This is a genomic window from Microcoleus sp. LAD1_D5, from assembly GCF_036702115.1.
Lineage (GTDB): Bacteria > Cyanobacteriota > Cyanobacteriia > Cyanobacteriales > Microcoleaceae > Microcoleus.
The window spans coordinates 20,599-43,653 of record NZ_JAUBSA010000057.1; the positions used below are offsets into that span (position 1 = coordinate 20,599).

The 23,055-nt window shown below is 44.3% G+C and carries 25 protein-coding genes and 1 pseudogene; 15 read left to right on the forward strand and 11 right to left on the reverse strand.

Annotated elements, in window-relative coordinates; all coding sequences use genetic code 11:
• The first annotated feature begins 147 nt into the window (after positions 1-147).
• Positions 148-1,905, forward strand: coding sequence for an arginine--tRNA ligase (argS, locus tag QUA70_RS20845; protein WP_333349590.1), 1,758 nt, complete (start codon positions 148-150; stop codon positions 1,903-1,905).
• Positions 1,906-2,014: 109 nt separating this feature from the next.
• On the opposite strand, the gene QUA70_RS28645 is transcribed toward argS, so the two are convergent.
• The 3 genes from QUA70_RS28645 to QUA70_RS20855 all read right to left on the reverse strand — a co-directional run bounded on the left by QUA70_RS28645 (position 2,015) and on the right by QUA70_RS20855 (position 3,783).
• Positions 2,015-2,278 (reverse strand): ParE family toxin-like protein, encoded by a 264-nt coding sequence (locus QUA70_RS28645; RefSeq protein ID WP_445301497.1) that lies wholly within the window; start codon positions 2,276-2,278, stop codon positions 2,015-2,017.
• Positions 2,268-2,681, reverse strand: a complete 414-nt coding sequence (locus tag QUA70_RS20850; RefSeq protein WP_333349588.1) for a hypothetical protein — start codon at positions 2,679-2,681, stop codon at positions 2,268-2,270. Before QUA70_RS20850 ends, QUA70_RS28645 begins: the two co-directional genes overlap by 11 nt.
• A 79-nt stretch (positions 2,682-2,760) precedes the next feature.
• Complete coding sequence (locus tag QUA70_RS20855) at positions 2,761-3,783, reverse strand: hypothetical protein (protein WP_333349586.1); 1,023 nt, start codon at positions 3,781-3,783, stop codon at positions 2,761-2,763.
• Between the two features lie 100 nt (positions 3,784-3,883).
• Here QUA70_RS20855 and QUA70_RS20860 point away from each other — a divergent pair, with 100 nt between their 5' ends.
• Positions 3,884-5,251, forward strand: coding sequence for a hypothetical protein (locus tag QUA70_RS20860; protein WP_333349585.1), 1,368 nt, complete (start codon positions 3,884-3,886; stop codon positions 5,249-5,251).
• A gap of 46 nt (positions 5,252-5,297) precedes the next feature.
• Here QUA70_RS20860 and QUA70_RS20865 read toward each other — a convergent pair whose 3' ends face one another.
• The 3 genes from QUA70_RS20865 to QUA70_RS20875 form a co-directional block, all read right to left on the reverse strand.
• Complete coding sequence (locus QUA70_RS20865; RefSeq protein ID WP_333349584.1) at positions 5,298-6,149, reverse strand: YheC/YheD family protein; 852 nt, start codon at positions 6,147-6,149, stop codon at positions 5,298-5,300.
• A gap of 108 nt (positions 6,150-6,257) precedes the next feature.
• Entirely contained in the window at positions 6,258-6,947 is a 690-nt protein-coding gene (locus QUA70_RS20870; protein ID WP_333139673.1) for an ImmA/IrrE family metallo-endopeptidase, read from the reverse strand.
• A 15-nt stretch (positions 6,948-6,962) separates the two neighbouring features.
• On the reverse strand, positions 6,963-7,286 hold the full coding sequence (locus tag QUA70_RS20875) for a helix-turn-helix domain-containing protein (protein WP_265234660.1): 324 nt from the start codon (positions 7,284-7,286) through the stop codon (positions 6,963-6,965).
• A 254-nt stretch (positions 7,287-7,540) separates the two neighbouring features.
• Between QUA70_RS20875 and QUA70_RS20880 the strand changes: the two genes are divergently transcribed.
• The 6 genes from QUA70_RS20880 (at position 7,541) to QUA70_RS20905 (ending at position 11,886) form a co-directional block, all read left to right on the forward strand.
• Positions 7,541-7,807: a hypothetical protein gene (locus QUA70_RS20880; RefSeq protein ID WP_006634886.1), complete on the forward strand. Its 267-nt coding sequence runs from the start codon at positions 7,541-7,543 to the stop codon at positions 7,805-7,807.
• 109 nt (positions 7,808-7,916) lie between these two features.
• Positions 7,917-8,621 carry a hypothetical protein gene (locus tag QUA70_RS20885; protein WP_333326952.1) on the forward strand — a complete coding sequence of 235 codons (705 nt, stop codon included), beginning with the start codon at positions 7,917-7,919 and terminating at the stop codon, positions 8,619-8,621.
• Positions 8,622-8,680: 59 nt separating this feature from the next.
• Positions 8,681-9,049 carry a hypothetical protein gene (locus QUA70_RS20890; protein ID WP_333349582.1) on the forward strand — a complete coding sequence of 123 codons (369 nt, stop codon included), beginning with the start codon at positions 8,681-8,683 and terminating at the stop codon, positions 9,047-9,049.
• 56 nt (positions 9,050-9,105) lie between these two features.
• Positions 9,106-10,083 carry a hypothetical protein gene (locus QUA70_RS20895; RefSeq protein WP_333349580.1) on the forward strand — a complete coding sequence of 326 codons (978 nt, stop codon included), beginning with the start codon at positions 9,106-9,108 and terminating at the stop codon, positions 10,081-10,083.
• 76 nt (positions 10,084-10,159) lie between these two features.
• Complete coding sequence (locus QUA70_RS20900; protein ID WP_333349578.1) at positions 10,160-11,239, forward strand: hypothetical protein; 1,080 nt, start codon at positions 10,160-10,162, stop codon at positions 11,237-11,239.
• 365 nt (positions 11,240-11,604) lie between these two features.
• The gene (locus tag QUA70_RS20905; RefSeq protein WP_333036187.1) at positions 11,605-11,886 is read left to right on the forward strand and encodes a YiaA/YiaB family inner membrane protein; all 282 of its coding nucleotides are present in this window, start codon (positions 11,605-11,607) and stop codon (positions 11,884-11,886) included.
• Between the two features lie 94 nt (positions 11,887-11,980).
• Here the strand turns inward: QUA70_RS20905 and QUA70_RS20910 are convergent, their stop codons facing one another.
• The 4 genes from QUA70_RS20910 to QUA70_RS20925 form a co-directional block, all read right to left on the reverse strand.
• The gene (locus QUA70_RS20910; RefSeq protein WP_333326944.1) at positions 11,981-12,451 is read right to left on the reverse strand and encodes a ferredoxin; all 471 of its coding nucleotides are present in this window, start codon (positions 12,449-12,451) and stop codon (positions 11,981-11,983) included.
• Between the two features lie 77 nt (positions 12,452-12,528).
• The gene (locus tag QUA70_RS20915; RefSeq protein WP_193974477.1) at positions 12,529-12,915 is read right to left on the reverse strand and encodes a DUF1257 domain-containing protein; all 387 of its coding nucleotides are present in this window, start codon (positions 12,913-12,915) and stop codon (positions 12,529-12,531) included.
• A 40-nt stretch (positions 12,916-12,955) separates the two neighbouring features.
• Positions 12,956-13,165, reverse strand: coding sequence for a DUF2997 domain-containing protein (locus QUA70_RS20920; protein WP_333326942.1), 210 nt, complete (start codon positions 13,163-13,165; stop codon positions 12,956-12,958).
• A gap of 375 nt (positions 13,166-13,540) precedes the next feature.
• Positions 13,541-14,398 carry an ABC transporter permease gene (locus tag QUA70_RS20925; protein WP_333349576.1) on the reverse strand — a complete coding sequence of 286 codons (858 nt, stop codon included), beginning with the start codon at positions 14,396-14,398 and terminating at the stop codon, positions 13,541-13,543.
• Between the two features lie 238 nt (positions 14,399-14,636).
• On the opposite strand from QUA70_RS20925, the gene QUA70_RS20930 reads away from it, so the two are divergent.
• Together QUA70_RS20930 and QUA70_RS20935 are read left to right on the forward strand one after the other, a co-directional pair.
• A complete protein-coding gene (locus tag QUA70_RS20930) occupies positions 14,637-15,965 on the forward strand; it encodes a pitrilysin family protein (protein WP_333326938.1) in 1,329 nt (442 codons plus the stop codon).
• A 486-nt stretch (positions 15,966-16,451) separates the two neighbouring features.
• Positions 16,452-17,480, forward strand: coding sequence for a C39 family peptidase (locus QUA70_RS20935; protein WP_333349574.1), 1,029 nt, complete (start codon positions 16,452-16,454; stop codon positions 17,478-17,480).
• A gap of 218 nt (positions 17,481-17,698) precedes the next feature.
• Here QUA70_RS20935 and nadC read toward each other — a convergent pair whose 3' ends face one another.
• The gene (nadC, locus tag QUA70_RS20940) at positions 17,699-18,577 is read right to left on the reverse strand and encodes a carboxylating nicotinate-nucleotide diphosphorylase (RefSeq protein ID WP_333349572.1); all 879 of its coding nucleotides are present in this window, start codon (positions 18,575-18,577) and stop codon (positions 17,699-17,701) included.
• Between the two features lie 484 nt (positions 18,578-19,061).
• Here nadC and vapB point away from each other — a divergent pair, with 484 nt between their 5' ends.
• The 5 genes and pseudogenes from vapB to QUA70_RS20975 all read left to right on the forward strand — a co-directional run.
• A complete protein-coding gene (gene vapB, locus QUA70_RS20945) occupies positions 19,062-19,271 on the forward strand; it encodes a type II toxin-antitoxin system VapB family antitoxin (protein ID WP_333349570.1) in 210 nt (69 codons plus the stop codon).
• 70 nt (positions 19,272-19,341) lie between these two features.
• On the forward strand, positions 19,342-20,970 hold the full coding sequence (locus tag QUA70_RS20950) for an AAA family ATPase (RefSeq protein WP_333349568.1): 1,629 nt from the start codon (positions 19,342-19,344) through the stop codon (positions 20,968-20,970).
• A 148-nt stretch (positions 20,971-21,118) separates the two neighbouring features.
• Positions 21,119-21,298: a hypothetical protein gene (locus tag QUA70_RS20955; RefSeq protein ID WP_333349566.1), complete on the forward strand. Its 180-nt coding sequence runs from the start codon at positions 21,119-21,121 to the stop codon at positions 21,296-21,298.
• A gap of 129 nt (positions 21,299-21,427) precedes the next feature.
• Positions 21,428-22,797, forward strand: a pseudogene (locus tag QUA70_RS28650) (IS4 family transposase).
• Between the two features lie 30 nt (positions 22,798-22,827).
• Positions 22,828-23,055: hypothetical protein (locus QUA70_RS20975; protein ID WP_333410662.1), on the forward strand; the 228-nt coding region annotated here is incomplete at its 3' end.

Below are 23,055 nucleotides of genomic sequence, written 5' to 3' on the forward strand. Positions count from 1 at the left end.
TAAGTACAAAATTTCCTAGTAGGTGAGGAGAGGAGAAGAGGGGCAGAGGGAGAGAACCAGAGGGAAATTACGTAAGTAGTAAGAGTATTATTGGCAAAAAGTGCTTAATCTAGAGTTTAAAATAAACATCCAATCAAAATATTCAAGATGAACTCGATCGCCCAACAGTTAAAAGCAAAATTTGAAAAAGCATTCACCGCTGCATTCGGCGAAAGTTATGCAGGTGCAGATCCGATGCTAGCCGCCGCCAGCAATCCCAACTTTGGCGACTTTCAGTGCAACGCGGCGATGAGTTTGGGGAAAAAGTTAGGAAAGCCCCCACGGGCGATCGCCTCGACAATCATCGAAAACCTAGATATTACTGACATCTGCGAAACCCCAGAAATCGCCGGGCCAGGTTTTATCAATTTGAAGCTGAAACCGGCTTATTTGGAAGCGCAAATTAGTGCGATCGCCGGCGACTCGCGTTTGGGGATTGAACCGGCGAAAACGCCTCAGACAATCGCGATCGACTTTTCGAGTCCGAATATAGCCAAAGAAATGCACGTCGGACATTTGCGATCGACAATCATCGGAGATGCGATCGCCCGCATCCTCGAATTTCAAGGCCACGACGTACTCAGAATCAACCACATCGGCGACTGGGGCACCCAATTCGGAATGCTGATCGCATACTTGCGCGAAGTTCACCCCGAAGCCCTCACAACCGCTGACGCCCTAGACTTAGGCGATTTAGTCGCATTTTACCGCCAAGCAAAACAGCGCTTCGACGCAGACGAAACCTTCAAAGAAACCGCCCGCCAAGAAGTAGTAAAACTGCAAACAGGCGCCGAAGACACCCGCCGCGCTTGGAAATTGCTGTGCGATCAATCGCGCCGCGAATTCCAAGTAATCTACGACTTGTTGGATATCCAATTAACCGAACGCGGCGAATCGTTTTACAATCCTCTATTGCCCGCAGTAGTCGAAGATTTAACCAATCTAGGTTTGCTAGTAGAAAGTGACGGCGCGAAATGCGTTTTTGTAGACGGTTTCACCAACAAAGAAGGCGAACCACTGCCGCTAATTGTCCAAAAAACCGACGGCGGCTACAATTACGCCACAACAGATTTAGCAGCAGTGCGCTACCGCATCCAAAAAGACAATGCAAAGCGCATAATTTATGTCACAGATTCAGGACAAGCCAACCATTTTGCCCAAGTATTTGCAGTAGCCCGAAAAGCAGCTTGGATTCCGGAAGATGTCGAGATTGTCCACGTTCCCTTCGGTTTGGTATTGGGAGAAGACGGCAAAAGGTTAAAAACTCGTTCTGGCGATACAGTGCGGTTGCAAGATTTGTTAGATGAGGCGATCGTCCGCACGCGCCAAGATTTAGAAGGGAGATTGGAAAAAGAGGAAAGACACGAAACTGAAGAGTTTATAGCTAACGTATCTCGAACAGTTGGTTTGAGTGCGGTTAAGTATGCCGATTTGAGTCAAAACCGGGCGAGCAATTACACTTTTAGTTACGACAAAATGCTCGCATTGCAAGGCAATACAGCACCTTATATGCTCTATGTTTGCGCGCGCGTGCAGGGAATTCGCCGCAAAGGTGAGATTGATTTCGAGAATTTAGATGCTAGTGCGAAAGTAATATTGCAGTCTGATGTGGAGTTAGTTTTAGCCAAGCATTTATTGCAATTTAGTGAAGTGATAAATGCTGTTGGCGGCGATTTGTTGCCGAATCGGATTTGTCAGTATTTGTTTGAATTGAGTCAAAAATACAATCAATTTTACGAACAGTGTCCAGTATTGGATGCTGAGGAACCGTTGCGGACTTCGCGGTTGATTTTGTGCGATTTGACGGCGAGGACTTTGAAATTGGGTTTGGAGTTGTTGGGGATTAAGGTATTGGAAAGAATGTAAGTTTTTAACTCTTGTGAAACAGGCAAGATTCCAGGCGATGTAGGGGGGGGGTTCGCTAACAATAATTGCCTGAAACCAACCATCTCGAAAACCCGCCCCGGCCTGATTACTAGAAAAAACGTTCATAATCATCGTGGTTTCCAATCCAAAACCATGTCACTGTATCTCCTTGTAAAATCCCTACTGCTCGATAGCCCCGCGTGATTCTCGCAGACCAGATATTTTCTTCCTGGTTGATGCACTTGAAGTGCAAAGATCGATGAAAGGGATTTTCCAGCCAGAAACGATAAGCTTTTCTAGCTTGCTCTTTTACTGTACTGTCAAGAGAATTGTATTTTTCCCAAAAGGAAGGGTGGCAGATTTCATAACTTATTAAGTTTCATTTCCTGTGCCTTTCCTTCAGCAATTTCTTGTTTGGCGCGTTGGGCAGCAGCCACAAGTTGCGGTTGCGTTTTCTCGAAAGATTCTTCCCATTGAAGCTCATCTTTTAATTCGGCGATATACTCTTTCAAGTATTCTGCTACTTGTTGCTGTAAAGTTTCTGGCAGAGACTGCATCATCTCGATCACTGCATCAATACCTTCCCACAGTTCAGAAAGCGGTACAGTCTCTCCTGTCATTGCTTCGTGCCATCCTTGACGAAAACAGTCTTCGGTTGACTTCAGCGGTTCCTCATCCGCAAGAACAATAACGCGAACTCGGCGATCGGCAAATTTGGCTGATTGCGCGAGAATTTCTTCCCACGTTCCCTCTAGTTCTAGTAGTTGTGTTGTCATTTTTTTCATGGAATTGTGACTAAGTTTATTTTAGCGTGTGAAGAAGTGCGCTCTAGTACAATGACAGTAGCTTAAGGAATTATGGAGAAGAATTTAGAATCACTTTAATACCTTTTTCCACTCTCTGAATTTCTGTCCATTGCGAATCAATCCAAGCTCTTTCAGCCTGACGTTGTGCAGGTGTTTCTTTCTGATATCTATCTTGCTTTTCCAAAAATTCATTGTAAAATATCATGGCTTGAACCAAAGCTTGACTTCCTACTTTTAATCTGTCATCAAAGATTGAATTGATGAAATTATCGATCGCGGTTGAAACCTGCTTTTTTAAATTTACAACCTCTTCCCAGGAAATATCACCTAAACGGTATTTGGATAAATTATCCAGAGCCGAAATAAGTTCAGACCTCAGTGATTTGGTGTTCTCAGGCAAGTAAACTGTCGGCTGCTCAAATTTATTTGCTATCTCGCTAAAAGTTACATTCATCTGATGATTCAACACATCTTGTGTCTGCCTATCTAAAATTCCCAAATACTGGGTAATCACTTTTAAGTTAATCGTGTTAAGGTCTTGATAAATCTGAACCAGGCTGGACTTAATATTTTTATCAATTTCCATATAAACAAGATTCATAACGATGGGAATGTCTTTAATAAAATCATCCTTTTCCCCCCAGCCAATTCCTTTTTTTTGTTTCTTTGCTGCATCAATAAACCACTTCTGTTTAACGCGAACATCAAATATTTTATCCCAATAATCTTGAGATTTATCGATCGCCGAATTTTGACATTGCTCGCCTAGTTCATTAATTCTGACATGACAGCCGCTCAGTTCCCCAAGCTGTTGCCATATTTCCTGTTTTGAAGCTTGGACAATCCCAAGTTTGCAACTCCAAACGTCTTCAGCATGATCGATATCGTTCCGGCATTTTTGCACAACTTTCTCAAGTCTGGTAGCTGATCCCACCAATTCATCGAACCCAGGCTGGACTGACTTAATCACGGTTGTAGCAGATTCCTTAATCTCTAAGGATTTATAATCATCCGCCGCGACGACAGCCGCATATTGGGCGATGTTCTGAAATGCTTGCATGAATTCGTTCATTTAAGTAATTCCACTGTAGACTAACACAGTTAACCATAATCATATAATATACTATAATATACTATAATATGTAACATCAATAGCTATTCAGGTAAAAAATATGATTTTTGTTTTTCCTCCTCACATACAGGCTGGCATCATCTCCGGCACTTATGAAGTCGTGAAGAATAGTGCAGGAGTATTATTGGGAATAGCTAGAGATACGGAAACAGGTCGCTTTGTAGGTTCGGCAATTGGTATGGCTGCCGAGCCGTTGTTCGCTCTTCCAGATAGTGCAGGAGTATTATTGGGAATAGCTAGAGACCTGGCAACAGATCGCTTTGTAGGTTCGGCAATTGGTATGGCTGCCGAGCCGTTGTTCGCTATTCCAGATTTTGTATTAGGTGTAGCGCAAATGGTTCAAGCAGATATGATTTCTAAAAAAACTGATAAAAGACTAGATGTGATTGAGTATGGTTTAAAATCTCTCGTGGCTAATACGGGTATTATATCAGCATCTACTGCCGTCATTGGTGTCGGCGTGGTGGTCATAGCTGCAATGTCAGCCGTTAACCTTCATCAGACCTTGAAAATGAGGGAAGAGATTAAGGAATTGAAGCTAACAGTTACACACGGATTTATTAGTATAGAGGCATTGCTGAAAGACCAAAAAGCAGACGTTATTGCTGAAATTAAACTGTTAGCTGAAAGCATTAATTTTGAGCAACATCGTTTAATATTAAGTCGAGCTTATCAGAAATTTGATCAAGCACAGAGACTAATTCAAAGTGCTTTATTAATGAAAGATAAACATACCAGAAATTCTACCTTAACAAGTGCACAACACATTTTAGCTAATGCTTTAGCTGACTATAATAATCCTGAGTTATTCAAAGCCACTTGTGCAGTTGGACATCTTCGTAGAGTTGAATGTGCTTGGGCAATTGAGCAGACAATTTCATTAACTTATCAATTGCTGAACGAGCCTGCGTCTCTAAGTAATTCCCTTTCCCACCTCCAAGAAAGAATACGCCAAGACATTCTCACCGTGATTGAGCGCTGCACAAAAGATGAAATGGATTTTATATTTCCAGAAATCACACGGATTTACAATCAGGATTTAGCAGTTTTGAACTCTTGGCAAAATCAGGTAGATTGGATGCTAAGTTTATCGGCGGATGAGCGTCAACAATTGGCTAGTTTAAATATGGAAAATACACCAATTTCAAAGACTCATGAAGAAGTTGGTATAGTAGCAGAACCACAAGAAATTGTGCTCTACCAAAACTTGCAACAAAAATCCCACTTCAAATCGCTACTGGATCAATTACGATTTTTAATCAAACCTAGCTTGCGTCAACAACACGAATCTTATATCAGTCAAAAAGCCAATACCTCTGGCTATAAAGCTTTAGCTCCCTCAAATTGGCAAGAAGTCAATGATTTAACTGTTGCTAACCTCTACTGGTATTTTCAAGGAATGGAGTGAAGTTCAAAATATGTAGGTTGGGTTAAGGTTCTCGTTACTCAACTCTTCATTTCAAATAAGGCGTTTTGTTAACAACCAAGCTATCCACAATGCCTTTAAACATTGTTACGACAATTTGGCGATCGTTATCTCTGACAAAAATATCGTAATTGGGACTTGAGTTAATTTCAATCAACCAATATGCTCCCTTTTTATCTAGTGCTATGTCAAGCCCCGCATAATTAATCGAAATTTCAGCAAAAACAGGTTTAACAAAATTTTCAATCTCAGACATGAGATTGGGATTAATTATATGTTTGGCTTTTGCACCTTCCCAGTGCAGCGGGCTTAAATTCCCCGCAAATTTAGCCTGAGATTTGTCTTTCTCGTACAGCAAAACTAGCTTTTCTTTGCAGAATACAGCCCGATATTCGTGGGCAATTTCGATGTATTCTTGAGCTAGCGCCACATAGTCATAATCTTTGCTGTTGACGTTAAATATAATTTCTAGGGCTGCTTTAATTTGCTCTCTAGTTTCACACAAAAAAACATTGTTGCCACCAGCACCGCGATTTCTTTTAAGAATCACCGGGAAAGCGATTTTTCTGTTTACTTCTAAAACTATTGATTCAATATCTGGGAAACTCAAATACTTTTTATACTTCTCCTCGCAGTGAGGCGAGACAAAACCGAGAGTTCGGGGAGTATTTATTTTGCCGTTTAATAGTTGATAGGTATATTCTTTGTCTTTAAAAATCTCTGCTACTGACGCGCTGTTAAATGGCGTCATGTAATTGACAAAATAATATTCTTCGCCGCCCTGTTTGAGTCTAATCAAGTTTTGGGAAGGATGCAGGATTTCATAAGGGATATTTAATTCCTCACAAGCTGCCAGCAGAATTTCAATATTGGTTAGCATAAAATGTAACTTAATTAGAAAATAATTTTAAAGATTTGAGATTAGAGAATCGCTTCCAAATCTCAAACCTCAAATTCGTTAGCGCAGCCCTCGAAGAGGATCGCACGTTTATCCAAACAACCGCTGCTGTCCGTTTGCCGCATCTTTCCCGGCATAAATCTCGCGAGTTCCTTTGGGAATATAAATCCAATCGAATTCTTGCAAGCGGTTTGTCAAATTGGAAATGCTCACTCCCAATTCATCTCTCATTTTGTATAAATGCGACCACTTAGTTAAATCGCGTCCCTGTCTTTTTTCCTCCAAAATACACCGAGGCATCAACAAACAGCTTGCAAAATATTGCGCTTGCCATTCGATCGACAAAACCTTATTATCAGCACTCGCACCCCGACAAACAAACGGTTCCTCGACATCAGACGCCGTTTTTCCTTCATTGCCTAAGTTTAATTCTAACTGTTCCACAGTGCCGTCTGCTTCGTCTTGATTGACGTGTAGCACCCAGTGGCCGATTTCGTGGGCGATCGTCGATTCGATGAAACCCGGCGGTTTTTCGAGAATCTGTTCGTTGATTTCGATTAACCGCTGCTGCGGCAAAATCCTCGCCGCGATCGCACCTTCTTCATCCGGCTCAATGCACTCCCAAACTACCCCCAAATCGAGAAAATCAGCAACCGTTGTCGCATCAAAAGGCCATCTCGGAGCAAAATTTTGCGTTTTCTGCATCTGCATCAAGATGTCATTTGCCAAACGCTCGATCGTTTCTTTGGGATAGAAGCAATACGGTTTAAAAATACTCACTATGAGGGGCCTCTCTTACGCTTCAAAAGATTGTTTGAGCCAATCTGGATTTTCTTGCATCCGGCGGAAAAGAGCCTGCATTTCCTTCGGATTCTGCTTCAGCAGCGCTTCGTACTGCTGCGGCAGCCTCCCCGCCAGGAAAATCAATTCCTCTTCGTTTATGTCGAGATTCCGCGCTAGCGATCGGATTACGTCCTCTTTGGGCGCATAATCCGCTCGATCGTTCTCCAACTTCGACAAATAAGTAAAGTCCACACTTAGCATAGCTGCTAGCTCACGTTGTGAGTAAGCTTTGTCCTTGCGAGCTTGACGGATCAGTCTTCCAAATGTTTGTTCCACGGTTTTTCGCCTCCTGACAAGCATTCTAGCCTGTTTTGATGAAAAGTTCAACAAAATACTTGACGGGAAAATCAACCCGCGCTACCATGAGATTAGTTGACGGTTTAATCAACCAACAAGCCCGGACTGGTAGAGTTAACGGTGCAAATTAGCCTAGCTCACACGCTACATATAGCGTCGTCAACTTCAGAGGAGTGAGAAGCGCTGGGCGTCAAAACGCTTGTACGCAGCAAATAAGGAGGAGCAGATCGCAAATGCTGAGAACCTGGACAGACACGCATTACAAGCTCGAAGACGATGACTGGCTATACATCGCCACCCACGAAGAACAAAGCTCAGCCTCCCTGGTTTGTCCCGGCTACGCGCGGGATGGCGAAGGCTTCAGCATCCACTTCACCCCAGCGCACCTAGAAACATTAGAGCATTTGCTCGCCGCGCTGCGGATTATCAAAGCTCAACAAGAGGCGATGCTTGAGTATACCTATCCAGAACCAAAAGCGACAACACATCTCATTAGGTAATCGAAGTTCGGCCACGAGCAATGTACGAGATTTAACGGATTACCAATTACCAATTCTCAATTACCAATTCCCGGTCAAGCAGCAATAAATAACTAAGGAAAAACGAACAATGACTACTAAAACACAAGAAAGACCTACATTTTCAGTATTTGGTGCCAAACCGAGCAATGCTTTGCTAGTACCGGAAATCCCGATCGCAGTACGTAACAATTGCCAAAGTGGCCAGTGGGCGATCGGCGATACAGACTACGGTTCCAAGTGTTCCATGACAATCCTCAAATTCTCCAAATTCTTCGGTTCCCTCGGTCAAACTTCGCACACATTGTGGGGTCAACTGTGGTTTGTCGCAGAAAGTGGCGAATTGCCGCAAGGAGTTGTCATGGTGACCTACATCAAAAACCGCAGCTTGAACGATTTTAACCGCTTGGTAGCATCAGTTCAATCTCGCGGCGTAGAGCCTGCAACCGGGATTTTTATTCCCGAATTTGTCAAACATTCCGGTCAGAAACCAGACGACAGCGGAGTAGTAAAACCGATCAACTACTACAGCTTGAAATGGTCTTGGAACGAGCGGAAAGATTGGGCGGTTATCGACCAAGCCGCAGCAGTTTTGTCAGATTCTAGCAATCAATCGCGGATGATTGACTTAGAAGGAACAAAAGCTATGGTGTGTTTAGATAACCTGCCGGCGCAGCAAGTTGCCTGCTTGATGGCTGCTCACGCTGGGGGTGAAAGCGATGCTATGGCTTTGAATTCCAACGGCAGTATGTCGCTACCGCCAGCCGAAGACCCATTAACTGCTGACTTGTTCTAATTTTGTTGTAAAGGCGCGATTAAATCGCGCCTTTACCATAAGTGTTACAACAGAGTGAAATGAAGAAATTAACCAAGCTGAAAACCAAACCAAACCTGCAAGAAAGTCGTTTGAAAGAGAATCTTGAGCTGCTAGACCAAATTCGGACAGATGCAGTAAATGACATCGAAAGTCTCACCGAAGACTTCCAGCACATGACTTTAGTTGCCGAATCGGTTCAGCGGAATTACCGAGCTTTGTTAGCCGAAAATCAATTGCTAAAAGGCGCACTTTTGAGTATAATTGATGAGTGCGGCTGCTGGGAAGGAAATCGGTGCGATCGCTGCTCGAAACTTCTCAAAACTCTAGCCAGCGATAATCCCGAAGAAAAACCCGACGCAGCCAAAAAATACCGAGCCATTCTCAGCCAACTCCGCAACTTAGAATAACAGAAAACCTTTCATTCACAAGTGTCGAAAAGTTATAATCAGGAGAAGCAAACATTATGACAATAGCAACTGCCAAGGATAGCAAAGCCAAAATTTTGCAAAACTTTCAGCAGATTTTAGCAGACAAAAAAAAGATCGAATCCAAAGTAGAAACCAAAGAAGAGTCAGCCGAAAAAGCCAAAAACAAACAACTCCTCGAAGTCGCTTCCACCTACACAATTGACAGCATCGTCAAAGGCTTGGCTGACTTGCAATTAGATTTCGGCAGCATCACCAGCGGACTTTCCGAAAAACTGAAGGCGGAATCTTCCAAATTAGACGAATTAAAACGTGCGATCGAAATAGAAGCCCAACAATTGCAAGAGTTGCAGCAAATCAGAGTAGTAGCAGACGCCCTCCACATTTTAACTCAAGAGCACCGAGAAAAATTGACCCTGCTGGAACAAAACGCTGCTAACCAACGCGAAATTATCGAAGAAGATACGACCCAAAAACGCAAGGTTTGGGAAAAAGAACAGCAAGAATTTGAGGCAGCAGTTCAAGAAGAGGCTGCCCTCATAACTAAAAAGCGCCAGGAAGAAACAGCCGATTATCAATACGACTTACAGCGGACTCGGAAAATCGAAACCGACGAATACGAAGAAACGAAGCGTAAACTAGAACGGGATTTGCAAGAATCAAACCGCGAAAAAGAAAAAAATTGGGTGGAACGGGAAAAAGTCCTCAGCGACAATCAAGCGGACTTTGAAGAGAATCAAAGAAAAGCCGCCGGATTTGAAGAAGAACTCAAACAGGCTTATGTCAAAGCCAAAGAAGAAGCAATTCAAGAAGTTTCCCGCGAAGCTAAAGTCAAGGCAGATTTAGTGGAGAAAGAGTGGGAAGGAAGCAAGCAAGGATATGAATTGAAAGTCCAATCTTTACAGCAGACAATTGGGCGACAAACCGAACAAATCGCCGAAATTTCCGCGCAACTGCAAGCCACGATGAAGCAAGCGCAAGATTTGGCAATGAAAGCTTTTGCCAGCAAAGCTTAAAACCTAGTAGGGTGTGCAATGCCCACCTTACGAAAAAATGACAGAAATTTTCCCAACTATTAAGGAATGAAAAGTCATGAACAAAAGAGTTAGCGACAAAAGCACCCAGGCTGAAATTTTAGAAGCGTACAAGGAAGCAGCGCAAGAAAAAGCGCAGCTAGAATCGCAAATCCAACAGCTAAACGCTTCCCAAAAGCAAAAAGCAGTCCCAGAAAAACCTATTGTGGAGGCACAAAAACCAATGGCTTTAAATCAAAATCCACAAAAAATGCAGTCCACAATCGACAATTTGATTTTGCTGCAATTTAGCTTTGGTGGCGCTGTCAGCGAGTTGTCTGAAAAATTAACCTCGGAAGCTGCTAAAGTCGAAGAATTGCGGCGCACTGTGGGCGAGGAAATTCAACAACTGCAAGAGTTGCACAGCTTAGAAGATGTTACAGAAGATACGCTGGACAATTTAATTCAACAGTACGAAGAAAGCGCGAAAACTTTTGCTGGCGAACTCAGCGAACAGCGCGAAACTGTTGAACAGGAATTGTTGGAACGCCGACAAGCTTGGGAAAAAGAGCAGGAACTGCAACAGTTGGCCGTTAAAGAACGCAATGAGAATCACCAAAAAGCTCGTGAGCGGGATGAAGAGTTGTATGATTATGATTTGAATCTTCAGCGAAATCTGGACATCGAAGAATACCAACAGCGCCAGAAAAGGCTGTATCAAGAAATCGAAGAGTTTCAGCAAGAACAGGAGAAACAGTGGGCGGAACGCGAAAAATCTATTTCGGAACGAGAAAAACTTTATGCTGAGGTGAAAGCAAAGGTAGAAGCTTTCCCGAAAGAACTGGAAGCTAATATCAAGAACGGGAAAGATAATGGTCGCAATATTGGCAATTATCAAGCTAAAGTTAAGGCGGATTTGTCTGCTAAAGATGTTGAAGGGCAAAAGCAAAATTATGAACTGCAAATTCAAGGGATGTTGCAGACAATTCAAAATCAAGATGCGCGACTTGCTAGCTTGTCGAAACAACTGGATTCTGCTTTGAAACAGGTTCAAGATTTGGCGGTGAAGGCGATTGAGGGCTCATCGAATTTGAACTCTTTCCAAGCAGTGAGGGAAATTGCGATCGAACAAGCGAAGACTCAGCAGAAAAATAAGTAGATCAAACTCGGCGGTTGAAACCTGGGCTACAGAAACGAAGTAGATAAGAGTCGGCGCTTGAAACCGCTGCATAGAGTCAAACTCTCGTCAGCGGAGGCGGAGTGGGAGAAGTAGGGTGCGCCGGGCCGCGCACCTTACGCTATTTTGAGAAAAAACTAGCTTTCCTTAGTGGAGTTTTCCAACTGTCTACTCCCACCCAGTCTTCCTTGAGGCTCAAACCCTATCTACAGCGTTCTAGTTTTTAGTAAAAAGCCCGATCGCACTGTTCACTTATCGAAACTGTCCCTTCCTCTCCTGACCGCTTCACTCACGCTATCTATTCTTTAAGTTAATCAACCAAAAGATATATTTGACTTAGAGGCACTATGCAGAAACAAATCATACGCCAAAAAGATACTAATGCTTGGATTCTTCAGTGCTGGGTTTCTTTTATTCTTGCCCTTTCCGCAACTACTGTAGGTATCATTTATTTACAGGTAGACCCCTGGCAAAAAGCTTTTATGGGTATGGGTTTAACTTTTTCAGTCGGCTCGTCTTTTACTTTAGCAAAAACCATTCGCGATAACAACGAGGCAACAACATTAACTGCCAGAATCGATGAAGCTAGAGTTGAGAAAATTCTCGCTGAACACCATCCTCTCAAATAAATTGAACTATACAATATATACAAAAAACAGCCCGCGCGGGCTGTTTTTGTTTGTTGAGCCACAGGGTTCAAGCTGTGGATGGGAATTGGGGATTTCAATGGCTACCTTTGAACTTATGATCGCGCAACTTATTCTTTTGTCGCTGGCGACCACGGGCCCGAATCGTCGCATACTCCAGGGGAAAGCCAACGACAGGAATCACCTGATCCTTGCGTTCTTCTTCCAGATTCTTGAGTTCGGTGTAATCAACCCAGTGAATGCAATTCACCGGACAAGTGTCCATCGCCTCAGCAATCAACTCTTCAGAATCCCCGTCTTGTCGAACTACGCGCGATCGACCGTAATCCGGTTCAATATAAAAAGTATTGCGAGCAACGTGAGCGCAGTGCTTGCAGCCAATGCAGGTAATCTCATCAACATAGACACCTTTTTGGCGCAACACGCCGCCCAATTCCGGTTCCAAACCAGAGCGATCGGGCGCATCCCGCAAAAATCCCCCCAACTCCGGCTCTAAACCAGAGCGATCGCTTGCTGTATCTATTCCGAGTCCAGAAAGCTCAGACATTTAGACCCCCACAATAGTAAATAAGTCCGCCTGGGCGGACTTTGATGAAACAAGATTGCAAAAATCTCGAAAAATTATTAAGCGCACCAACGCTGCACCACCAAACGGATAGAACCGTCTTGATTTTGCTTTTGCTCAGAAACTTGGAAACCCTGCTTGGCGCTTTCATTCACCACAGTATGGTAAGCGTAGCGCTGAGTCACCTTATTCAGAAAACGGTCTACAGACCAAGCTTGCTGCCAAAATTGCAAGTCAGCCACCAATTCATACTCAGTCCCGTTCCAGCTAAAACCTAGGTCGTAGCCGTTTTCTTGCTCAATCACCACCTCAGCGGTGCTGGTTAGGCCGCGATAGCCGCGCACCTCAGTCGGGCCAGACTTCCAGTCGATACCCAAGTCAGTTAAAGCAGCTTCCAAAGAATTCAAATTGCGGATCTGGGTCTTAATTTGGCTAAAGTGTGACATGGTGATTCCCAAAAAAATTAAGTGAACTCAACAAAAAAAATTACCAATCGCTAAAAGCCACTTGGGCCGTCGCTTCGGCTGACTGATGCAGCGCTTGCGTGAAATATTCAGATGTTGACTCTTGGTGAAGCACCACGCCGAGCTGAGCTTCAATTGCAGCCGTTACCTCAGCGCAGGAAGCACCGAAAATGCCGGTGACTGTTTCCTGTACGCGGCCATCTGGATAAATCACAAACTCTAGTGTTTCCATAATGCGGGCTGACTGAATAGGAATATTGAGAACAGACACCGACACCAGCAAGCCAGGGACGATGCCTCCTGAAGTAGCTTCTTGAGAGTTGGCGGACTGACAAAGCGCTATATCAATTTTGACTAATTGATAGGTTTTGAGTCACAACTTAACAGAACTTATTAATAGGTAGAAGCAATACATCAGTTGTATGTAAAGTTTCGCGTAGATTGTGACAGCAGTCAAGTCACTATATATGTAGATTTGAGATTTGAGATTTTAGAGTGAGGAAGAAGGAAGAGGGGATGAACCGCAGAGGGCGCAGAGGGAAGAGGGCAGAAGGTAAAAGCCAGAAAGAAGACAAAAGGCAAAAGTATAAATTCCCCCACTCCCCCTCTAATTCCCTCTGGGGTCTAAAACGTCTCGCAGGCCATCCCCCAAAAGGTTGAAACCAAGAACAGTTAAGGTAATCAGCAAACCTGGAAACACGATCGTCCAAGGAGACGAAAGAGCATATCCGCCCTTAAAAGCATCAGAAAGCATCGTCCCCAACTCAGGAACCGGCGGCTGTGCGCCCAAACCCAAAAAACCCAAACCAGCAGCTTCTAGTGTCGCCGTACCAGTCGAAAGAGTTGCTTGTACAACTAGCGGCGCGAGACTTCCCGGCAAAATGTGGCGAAAAATAATCCGCAAGTCGCTGGCGCCCAAGGCCTTGACAGCCAAAACAAATTCTTGTTCCCGCAGAGACAGCACCATACTGCGAGTTAAGCGGATGTAAATCGGAATTTGCACGAGGCTGACGGCGATAATTACGCTTTGCAGGCTCGGCCCGGTGACGGTAACAACGCCGATCGCCAGTAAAATCGAAGGAAAAGCTAACAAAATATCCGCCAAAGTGCCGATCGCAATTTCCAGCAACCCCCGAAAATACCCGGCCACCAGCCCCAAAAGCGCTCCCACAATTAAACCCGCACCCACAGAAACCAGGCTGACAAGTAAAGATATTCCCAATCCGTGCCACACCCGCACCAACAAATCTCGCCCCAAACCGTCGGTGCCAAACCAATGTTTAGCGCTAGGAGCCACCAAGCGCGACAAATAATCTCGATCGACCGCCGAATCGTAAGGAGAAAGTAGGGGGGCCAACAGTGCCGAGATCATCAGCGCTACAGTCAAAATTAAGCCGATTTTCCCCGAAGTCGATCGCCAAAATCGTTGAAAAGCTGCTTGTGGAAATACTAAGTTTTTATTCAATCTTCGATTTTCCATCTTTTGCTGTCACCACAAAACAGAGGACTTGGGCAACTATTAGGATAAATTAACGATCGCGATCGCAGAAATACGTTAACAAGACTTCTTCCGGGAGACAAAAAACTCGGTGCGTGCATTACCGTCCATATCCAATTGCATTTTTCGCGCCTAATGCCGAATGCCCGAGCCCTTCGTTAAAGACGCTTTAAGATATAGAGAACAAGATCAATTTAAAAGCGCAATGACATCAACCCTAATCAAATCCTCCTCCCGATCGCCCCTCAACGCCCCAACAATCCGCCATTTCCCCAACGGCCTGACAGTCATAGCCGAACACTTGCCGGTCGATGCTGTTAACCTCAGCGTGTGGCTCAATTTAGGCTCAGCCGTCGAACCCGACGACATTAACGGCATGGCTCACTTTTTAGAACACATGATTTTTAAGGGAACTCCCAGCATTCCCAGTGGCGAATTTGAGCGCGCGATCGAGCAGCGTGGCGCTGTCACCAATGCTGCCACCAGCCAAGATTACACTAACTATTACATCACCACAGCCCCTAAAGATTTTGCCGAATTAGCTCCCCTGCAAGTCGATGTGTTGCTCAACGCCAGCATTCCCGACGACGCCTTCGATCGAGAACGGCTGGTAGTCTTAGAAGAAATTAGACGATCAGAAGACAATCCCCGCCGCCGCACCTATCAGCGATCGATGGAATTAGCGTTTGAAGTCCTGCCCTACAAGCGACCCGTACTCGGCCCGACTGCCGTCATCGAACAGTTGACAGCCCAACAAATGCGGGATTTCCACAGCAGCAGATATCAGCCAGGGGCCATGACAGCCGTAGCTGTAGGCAATTTGCCGGTAGATCAACTAATTGAAATTGTGGCAGACAGTTTTGCCGCAAAAAGTACAGCACACAACAACAAAATAAATGTGCCTGCTGTGGGCAACTTTCACCCCGAAGCCCAAATCCTGAACTACGGCCAAGAATCGCCGTTTACAGAAACAGTCCGCCGCGAATTTGTAGACTCTGCCCTTCAGCAAGCCCGACTGATCGTGATGTGGCGAGTGCCAGGTTTCATGGAAATGTCCGAAACGTATGCCCTAGACGTTTTGGCGACAATATTGGGTCACGGCCGCACAACTCGCTTGGTTCAGGATTTGCGCGAAGAAAAAGGGCTAGTGTCCTCAATTTCGGTGAGCAACATGACTCAGCGACTCGGCGGTGTATTCTCGATTTCCGCTCAACTAGCAACAGAAAACTTGGCAGCAGTGGAAGCTGCGATCGTCCAACACATCCGCACTCTCCAAACCGAACTGGTGACAGATGCCGAAATTTCCCGCATCCGCACTCAAGTAGCAAATCGGTTTGTCTTTGGTAACGAAACTCCGAGCGATCGGGCAAGTTTGTACGGTTACTATCAGTCGATGGTAGGAGATATCGCTCCCGCCCTCAACTATGCAGCCTGCATCCAAGCTCAGACTGCCGAGGATCTCCGAGAAGCCGCCGTCAAATATCTGTCTCCCGACGCAATGGGTGTTGTGGTAATTCGCCCCGACGAAGCATAAATCTGACTTCGCCTCAACAGGGGAATTCTGCCATCCCTCTGGTTTTGAGGCATCCAACGGCATTCGGCATTCGGCAGAAACAATGTCAACGCGCACGAGGGATTTTTAGTCAATAGTGCGTGAAATTCGATCGGCCCGCGCCTTGAAGGTTTTGTATCAAATAATTAATATGAAGCCTTTAAGGTAGGGACGATCTGCAAAATTACCGTAATTTTATGAGACGATAAACTGGGAATTATTAAGGAGCAAGCAATTTAGTCTAGGGAAACCGGGTTTATTGGCGATCGTAATTCTAAAATCTAAAATCTAAAATCTAAAATTTAAAATCGATTGATCGGCAAAATTACCGTAATTTTATGAGACGATAAACTGGGAATTATTGACTAGCAAGCAATTTAGTCTAGGGAAACCGGATTGATCGGCATCGTAATTCTAAAATCTAAAATCTAAAATCTAAAATCGATTGACAGGGGCACGGACGCAAGCATGAAATTACAAAACTTTCTCAACTCAAACATTAGGTACGATGCCAAAGCAATTGCTGCAGACGACGAACTCAGTGGCCAAATTCAAAGCCGCCTCATTGACCTAGGTTTACTGAAGCCTCCCGTAGACGGAATTTTTGGCCCTCTCTCTACCGCCACCCTCCACCGATTTCAAACTCTGATGAAGTGCGGCGAACCGGGTTTTTTGGGAGCAGTCACAGCCAAAAAGCTGATCGAAACCAAACCAGAGGACATTCCCACACAGCCCCTGATCCTGAAAACGCTCAGAGACACAATTTTTAAATCAAAACCGCTGGCGTCTTCTCAACTTCAGGACTCGGAAAAACAAGTAATACCAGCAGGAAAAGAGTTTGAGATCCTAGCTTTTGCTCCGGCTCGTGGTCACATCAGATTTGCTCTCCGCAACGAGTCTTTCAAAGGTTCAGGGGTTTGGTATGTTTTCGGAGGGCACGCTCAAATTACTCAAGACAGCATTCTACTTTTTCCGAAACCGAATCCCCCAACTGTCAGGCTTGGCATTCCTTATCTATCGCAACTGGATAACTTGAACAATCCTACAGGTTCTTGCAATGTAACTTCATTAGCGATGTGTCTGGACTTTTTGAGAGTGCCACGGCGCAAACAAACCGGGCAATATGAAGACGAACTTTACGAATATGCGATGGCCAAAGGTTACAGTCGCTGGGACCCCTACGATTTAGCAAAGATTGTTAGAGATTACGGCGCTCAAGATTTCTTTACCGAGAATGCAACTATTGATGACGTTCAAGATTGGCTAGCCAGCGGAAATCCCGCTGTCATCCACGGATACTTCACGTCTTTCGGTCACATTATAGTTGCCTCTGGCTACGACAGCGAGGGATTCTTCGTTCACGATCCCTATGGTGAGTGGTTCCGAAGTGGCTACGATACAAGTGTCAGCGGTGCTTACTTGCATTATACTTACCGCTTAATCCGCAGCCTATGTATGCCTGACGGGAATTTTTGGGTTCATTTTATCTCGAAGTAATTGGGAATTGGGAATTGGGAATTGGGAATTGGGAATTGGGAATTGGGAATTGGAAAGTAACCTTGTTACTACTGACTAATGATACTAAATCCGGGTTCATTAACTTCTTTATCACTAAGCGGTTGAAACCGCTACCAACGCGATCGCACAAACGAAGTCCCTCTCTAAGAGACTAAGAGATAAAGCGAGTATTTAACCCGGATTTGATATAACAACAGTCAACAGTCAACAGTCAAATAACTATTAATTTTCATGCTCAAATCCAGCCAAGTCGATCGCGTAATCGGAGCACTGGTAGAAATATAGTCAACTCCGGTTTCCGCTACACTTCTAATTGTTTCTAAAGTAACATTGCCGGAAGCTTCAATTTTCATCCGATCGCTCTTTTCGCGAATTATTGCCACAGCCTGCCGCATCAAATCAAAGGACATATTATCTAACATGATAATATCCGCTTTGTGCTGCAAAGCTGTCTCTACTTCAGCAATAGTTTCGGTTTCGACTTCGATTGTCAGCGGATAGGGGATAGAATTGCGAATTAGGGCGATCGCCTCTGCAATTCCCCCAGCCGCCGCAATGTGATTGTCTTTAATCATCACCGCGTCATCTAAGCCCATCCGGTGATTGCAAGCACCGCCGACTTGAGTTGCGTATTTTTCCAACAATCTCAATCCCGGCGTTGTCTTGCGCGTATCCACTAATTGCACGGGTAAATCGGCAATTTTGTCAACATATTTCTGAGTTAAAGTAGCGATGCCGCTCAAACGCATTGCCAAGTTTAAGGCTACTCTTTCTCCGGTTAGCAGCGCATCGAAATTGCCGGAAATCTCGGCGATTACTTCTCCTTTTTCGCACAGTTTCCCTTCTGGTACTTGGGGGATGAAACTGAGGCCGCTGTCTAAAATTTTAAATGTGCGATCGGCAATTGGCAATCCTGCAATGACTCCAGCTTCTTTGACAATCCATTTAGCCGTACCCTGGATGCTGTTTGCGGGAAATAAGGCGGATGTTGTGCGATCGCCCCTACCGATATCTTCTAGTAGCCAGTTGTGCAATAGGGAGTCTAAAACTATCCAAGGCGGTAATATTGCTGTCATGTTTTTGTCGGTTGTTATATCAAGTTTAGGGCGATCGGTGGGACGGAGAAACCGGGTTTTTTACGAAAACACTGGATTTGAGCCTTTAACGCTGGTAAAAAACCCGGTTTCTTTGGTATTTATGCGTAAATCATAAGCCAGATTTGGGATGATATCTATTAGGAACGATAGTCGATCGGGTAATTTTAGGCAAGTTGCAAAATAATGAGGGTGTGAGTGCGATCGGGGGCGCTTCCCTTCGGGATAGCTTCGCTTCACGGGATTTGGGAGGCGGGGGCGATTCTACTACATTAGGACTTACGCATGGGGGTCCAGAAACCGGGTTTTTTACCGAATCTGTGGGCTTGAACACGTCTTTTCGTAAAAAAACCCGGTTTCTTTGGTCGGAGTGCGTCTAGGAATCTAAATAATGGGGTATTCTGTTGCTGACTTTGGGTGTGGGTGCTTTAATGGAGTGGATGGGTTGCGATCGCGGGAAAAAACAATGATACAGCCAGTCATTTTAGAAAAATTAGCAGAACTCCCTGAGTCACTTCAGACAGAAGTGCTTCATTACATTGACTTTTTGATTGAAAAGCAAGCTAAAAACTCAACCCAAGAAAAGCCCACAAAGCGAGGCGGACTTGGAATTTGGAAAGATAAAATCAGGATGTCAGATGATTTTGATGAACCTCTCGAAGATTTAAAGGATTAACTCTGCTTGACGAGCTTGTTATAGTAGAAGTATTGTCTAAAATGACAACAGTCTAAATGGTAACGCAATCATGTCCTTCAATTTTAATATCCCTCGAACTACAGGTGAACCACTCAATCTCACTATCAACGTGGGAGACAAAGTTTTTATTATGGGTGCTAACGGCACCGGAAAGTCCAGTCTGATGCAACATTTATATATGAGCCTTCATTATTATGGTCAGACTAATAATGTGCGACGGATATCGGCGCATCGCCAAACTTGGTTTTCTTCCACCACAATGGATTTATCGTCTCAGCAAAAGCGAAATTTTGAAAACAATATGCGAAGTGGGGATACTAATCTAGATTCACGCTGGAAAGACGATTATGCTAGCCAACGTGCAAGTATTTCGATTTATGACCTCATTGACGCTGAGAACGTACGTGCTCGCTCAATTGCTGGTGCAGTCGATAGCCAGAATATGGAGTATGCAAAAACTCTTTCCAAAGAAGATGCTCCTATAAAGATTATCAACGAGCTTCTACGTCTTTCAAATATTCCTATTGAGATATCTGTCGGTGAAAACGATCAGGTAGTTGCAAGCAAATGTGGAGGTACTCCTTACAGCGTTGCGGAGCTTTCAGACGGCGAACGTAATGCCTTGCTAATCGCAGCGAACGTGTTAACCGTTAAGAGTGGTACTTTAGTGCTAATTGATGAGCCGGAGCGCCACCTTCATCGCTCCATCATTTCACCACTCCTAACACATTTGTTCTCTAAGCGAGATGATTGTGCATTCATCGTATCTACACATGATGTGATGCTGCCCCTCGACAATCCGAGTGCGCGTACATTGCTCATTCGGGACTGCACCTACGCGGGATCTTCTGTAAGTGGTTGGGATGCAGATATTGTTCCCCCCGAAACAGAGATTGATGATGACATCAAGAAGGATATCCTTGGTGCGCGTAGAAAGATTCTATTTATCGAAGGCACTGAGAACAGCCTTGATAAGCCACTTTACAGTCTAGTGTTTCCAAATGTCTCCATTATTGCCAAGTCAAGCTGTCGAGATGTCGAACATACCGTTTCTAGCATCCGGGACTCTGCCAACCTTCACTGGGTTCATGCTTTGGGCATTGTTGATAATGATCGGCGACCAGAAACTGACATTAATCGGCTTAAGGATAAGGGCATATATGCGCTTCCGGTCTTTTCAGTTGAGTCGATATATTACCATCCACATATTCAATGCCTTATTGCACAACGCCAAGCAAATCTTATTGGAGGCGATGCTTCCACATACCTTGATAATGCTAAAGCTGCTGCCATGAGAAAAATTAATGAAGGTATTCAATCTCTAAGTATTAAAACTGCTGAAAAAGCAATTCGTGAGGAGTATTTTCGCAACACGCCTAAGAAAGAAGACATTAATAATCGTAGACCCGTAAATGTTTATATCGATGTGAATGAGTTTGTAAGACCAGAGTTGGAACGGCTAGAGAATGCACTTAATAGTGGTAATTTTACCGAACTAATTTCACAATACCCAGTTCGTGAAACAGGGGCATTAACTAACATTGCAAAGGAGCTTAAATTCCAAAAACGTGAAGATTATGAGGGGGCTGTACGAAAACTATTAATGGATAACACAGAGGCTTTAAATTTTGTTAAATCTCTCTTTGGTACCCTAGCTTCAGACATTGAGGCAGTATGATTGCGTACAGTCATTGATGTAAAAATTCTAGGGTCTTACCCTAATCCTAACTTCTATCACACATCCTTTATGGTTATGATTGTGTTAAAATAAAGACGACTGAAAGAAACAATTATTATGACGATTCGTGATATCGTGATCGCCCTTATTGCAGCAACTTCCCGAATCATTTTTGCCAGAAGTCAACGACTTCCTCGACTTTGTGATGCACAAGCACCAAAATAGAATAGCTGAACCCAAACTCCCAGACGATATTGCTAAAGCTTGGGCAAAAGGGTTCGAGGAGGCCGATCGCTACTTACAACAAAATTGTGTATACCGCCTATAAATGGAATATGCTGTATCTACTTCAATCTCATCCAAAGCTCAATGGCACTGAAAAAGTGAGCAAAAAAAAATCTGTAAGGCAATATCTGCGTAGATAATTGCCTTACAAACCAAAATATCTCTCTCTAGTATGCCCAATCGTGCGTCTATTCTCAAGCAACAATTTTTACAGAGCGTCGCCTTACCCTGGAAAGAATTGCTACCAGAGTCTAAAGTCAAAGAGCTTCTGGCCTTGGAGGATCTCAGGTACTACAACAGCGTCTATACACCGATAGTGACCTTATGGGCGATGGTATCTCAAATACTAGATCCAGACAAAAGTTTGAGTCAAGCGGTGAAGCGGATGAGTACCTGGCTGAGTGTAGCTGGAGTCAAGCCTCCTTCTTCAGACACGGGGGCATACAGTAAAGCTCGTCAACGACTACCTGAAAGATTTGTCCAACAGTTAGTACCCGTAGTGGCAGAGGCACTAGAAAAGCAAGTTCCTCCACAACAGCAATGGTGTGGACGACAGGTGCGGGTACTAGACGGCACAACCGTGTTGATGAGTGATACCCAGGCCAATCAAGCCGAGTATCCGCAACACAGCAATCAAAAAACTGGGTGTGGATTTCCGATTGCAAAAATGGTAGTAGTCTTTTCATTGCTCACAGGTGCAGTGGTATCGGCTGGTATTGCTTCATTGGCGACGAGCGAGATTGTGATGAGCCGCCTGCTGTCTGCAAATTTAGTTCCCTCCGATGTGATATTAGCCGATCGAGCTTACGGCAATTATGTCGATTTAGTTTTGGTAAAACAGCAGGGAGCAGACGCTGTTTTTAGGAAAAATCATCTCCGTAAAACGGACTTAAGGGCGGGGTAAGAAGTTGGGAATTGGCGACCATCAAGTAGTCGGGAATAAGCCCCAACAGTGTCCCAAACACATGAGTAATGAGGAATTTGAGGAATTACCATCTAATTTCATTGTTCGGGAAGTCTGCTTGCGAATTCAACGCCGTGGCTTTCGACAAGAGCGTATTATTGTAGTCACAACGTTACTGGATGCCCAGCGCTACACTGTTCAAAAATTAACTCAGTTATATGGACGGCGCTGGTCTGCTGCTGAAGTTAGTCTCCGGCATCTTAAAACAACGAAAGAAAATGGAGATGTTAACAGCTAAAACTCCGGCAATGGTCAGAAAGGATATCTGGACACACTTATTGGCTTACACTTTATTACGTACCATTATGTGGCAGGCCGTATCTTCGTCAGAACATACAGCTTTTCAACTCTCCTTCCAATCAACTCGGCAGCAGTTTAATCAGTTATTGACGCTGTTGGCAGCTACAGGAAAACACCAACAGCGACAATGGCATCAATTTCTGTTGGAGCAGGTCGCAACTAATTTACTCATGATGCGACCCGATAGTTCCGAACCAAGGGTGTTGAAACACAGACCGAAGCCGTATCCTCGAATGCAGGAACCTCGCTCTATCTTAAAAAGTAAACAGGCTAGGTGATTGAGACTTTTTCAGTGCCATTGAACTATAGTGGGGAGTGACAAAAACTTATCGGGTCGGGTTTCTAATGAGAAGTATAAAAACAAGTTGCCACAATTAAAATATGCAGTAGCTATTTTATCAGACGAGAAGTACAGTCAGAACTTGTCTAAGTTGAAAGATGTTGTAGATGTCTTACAGCAGATTCCATGTATATGTGGTACACTAGATTCAGTAGCCTCACCAGAAAAAATGAAAGCTTATTCAATAGAGTTTCGT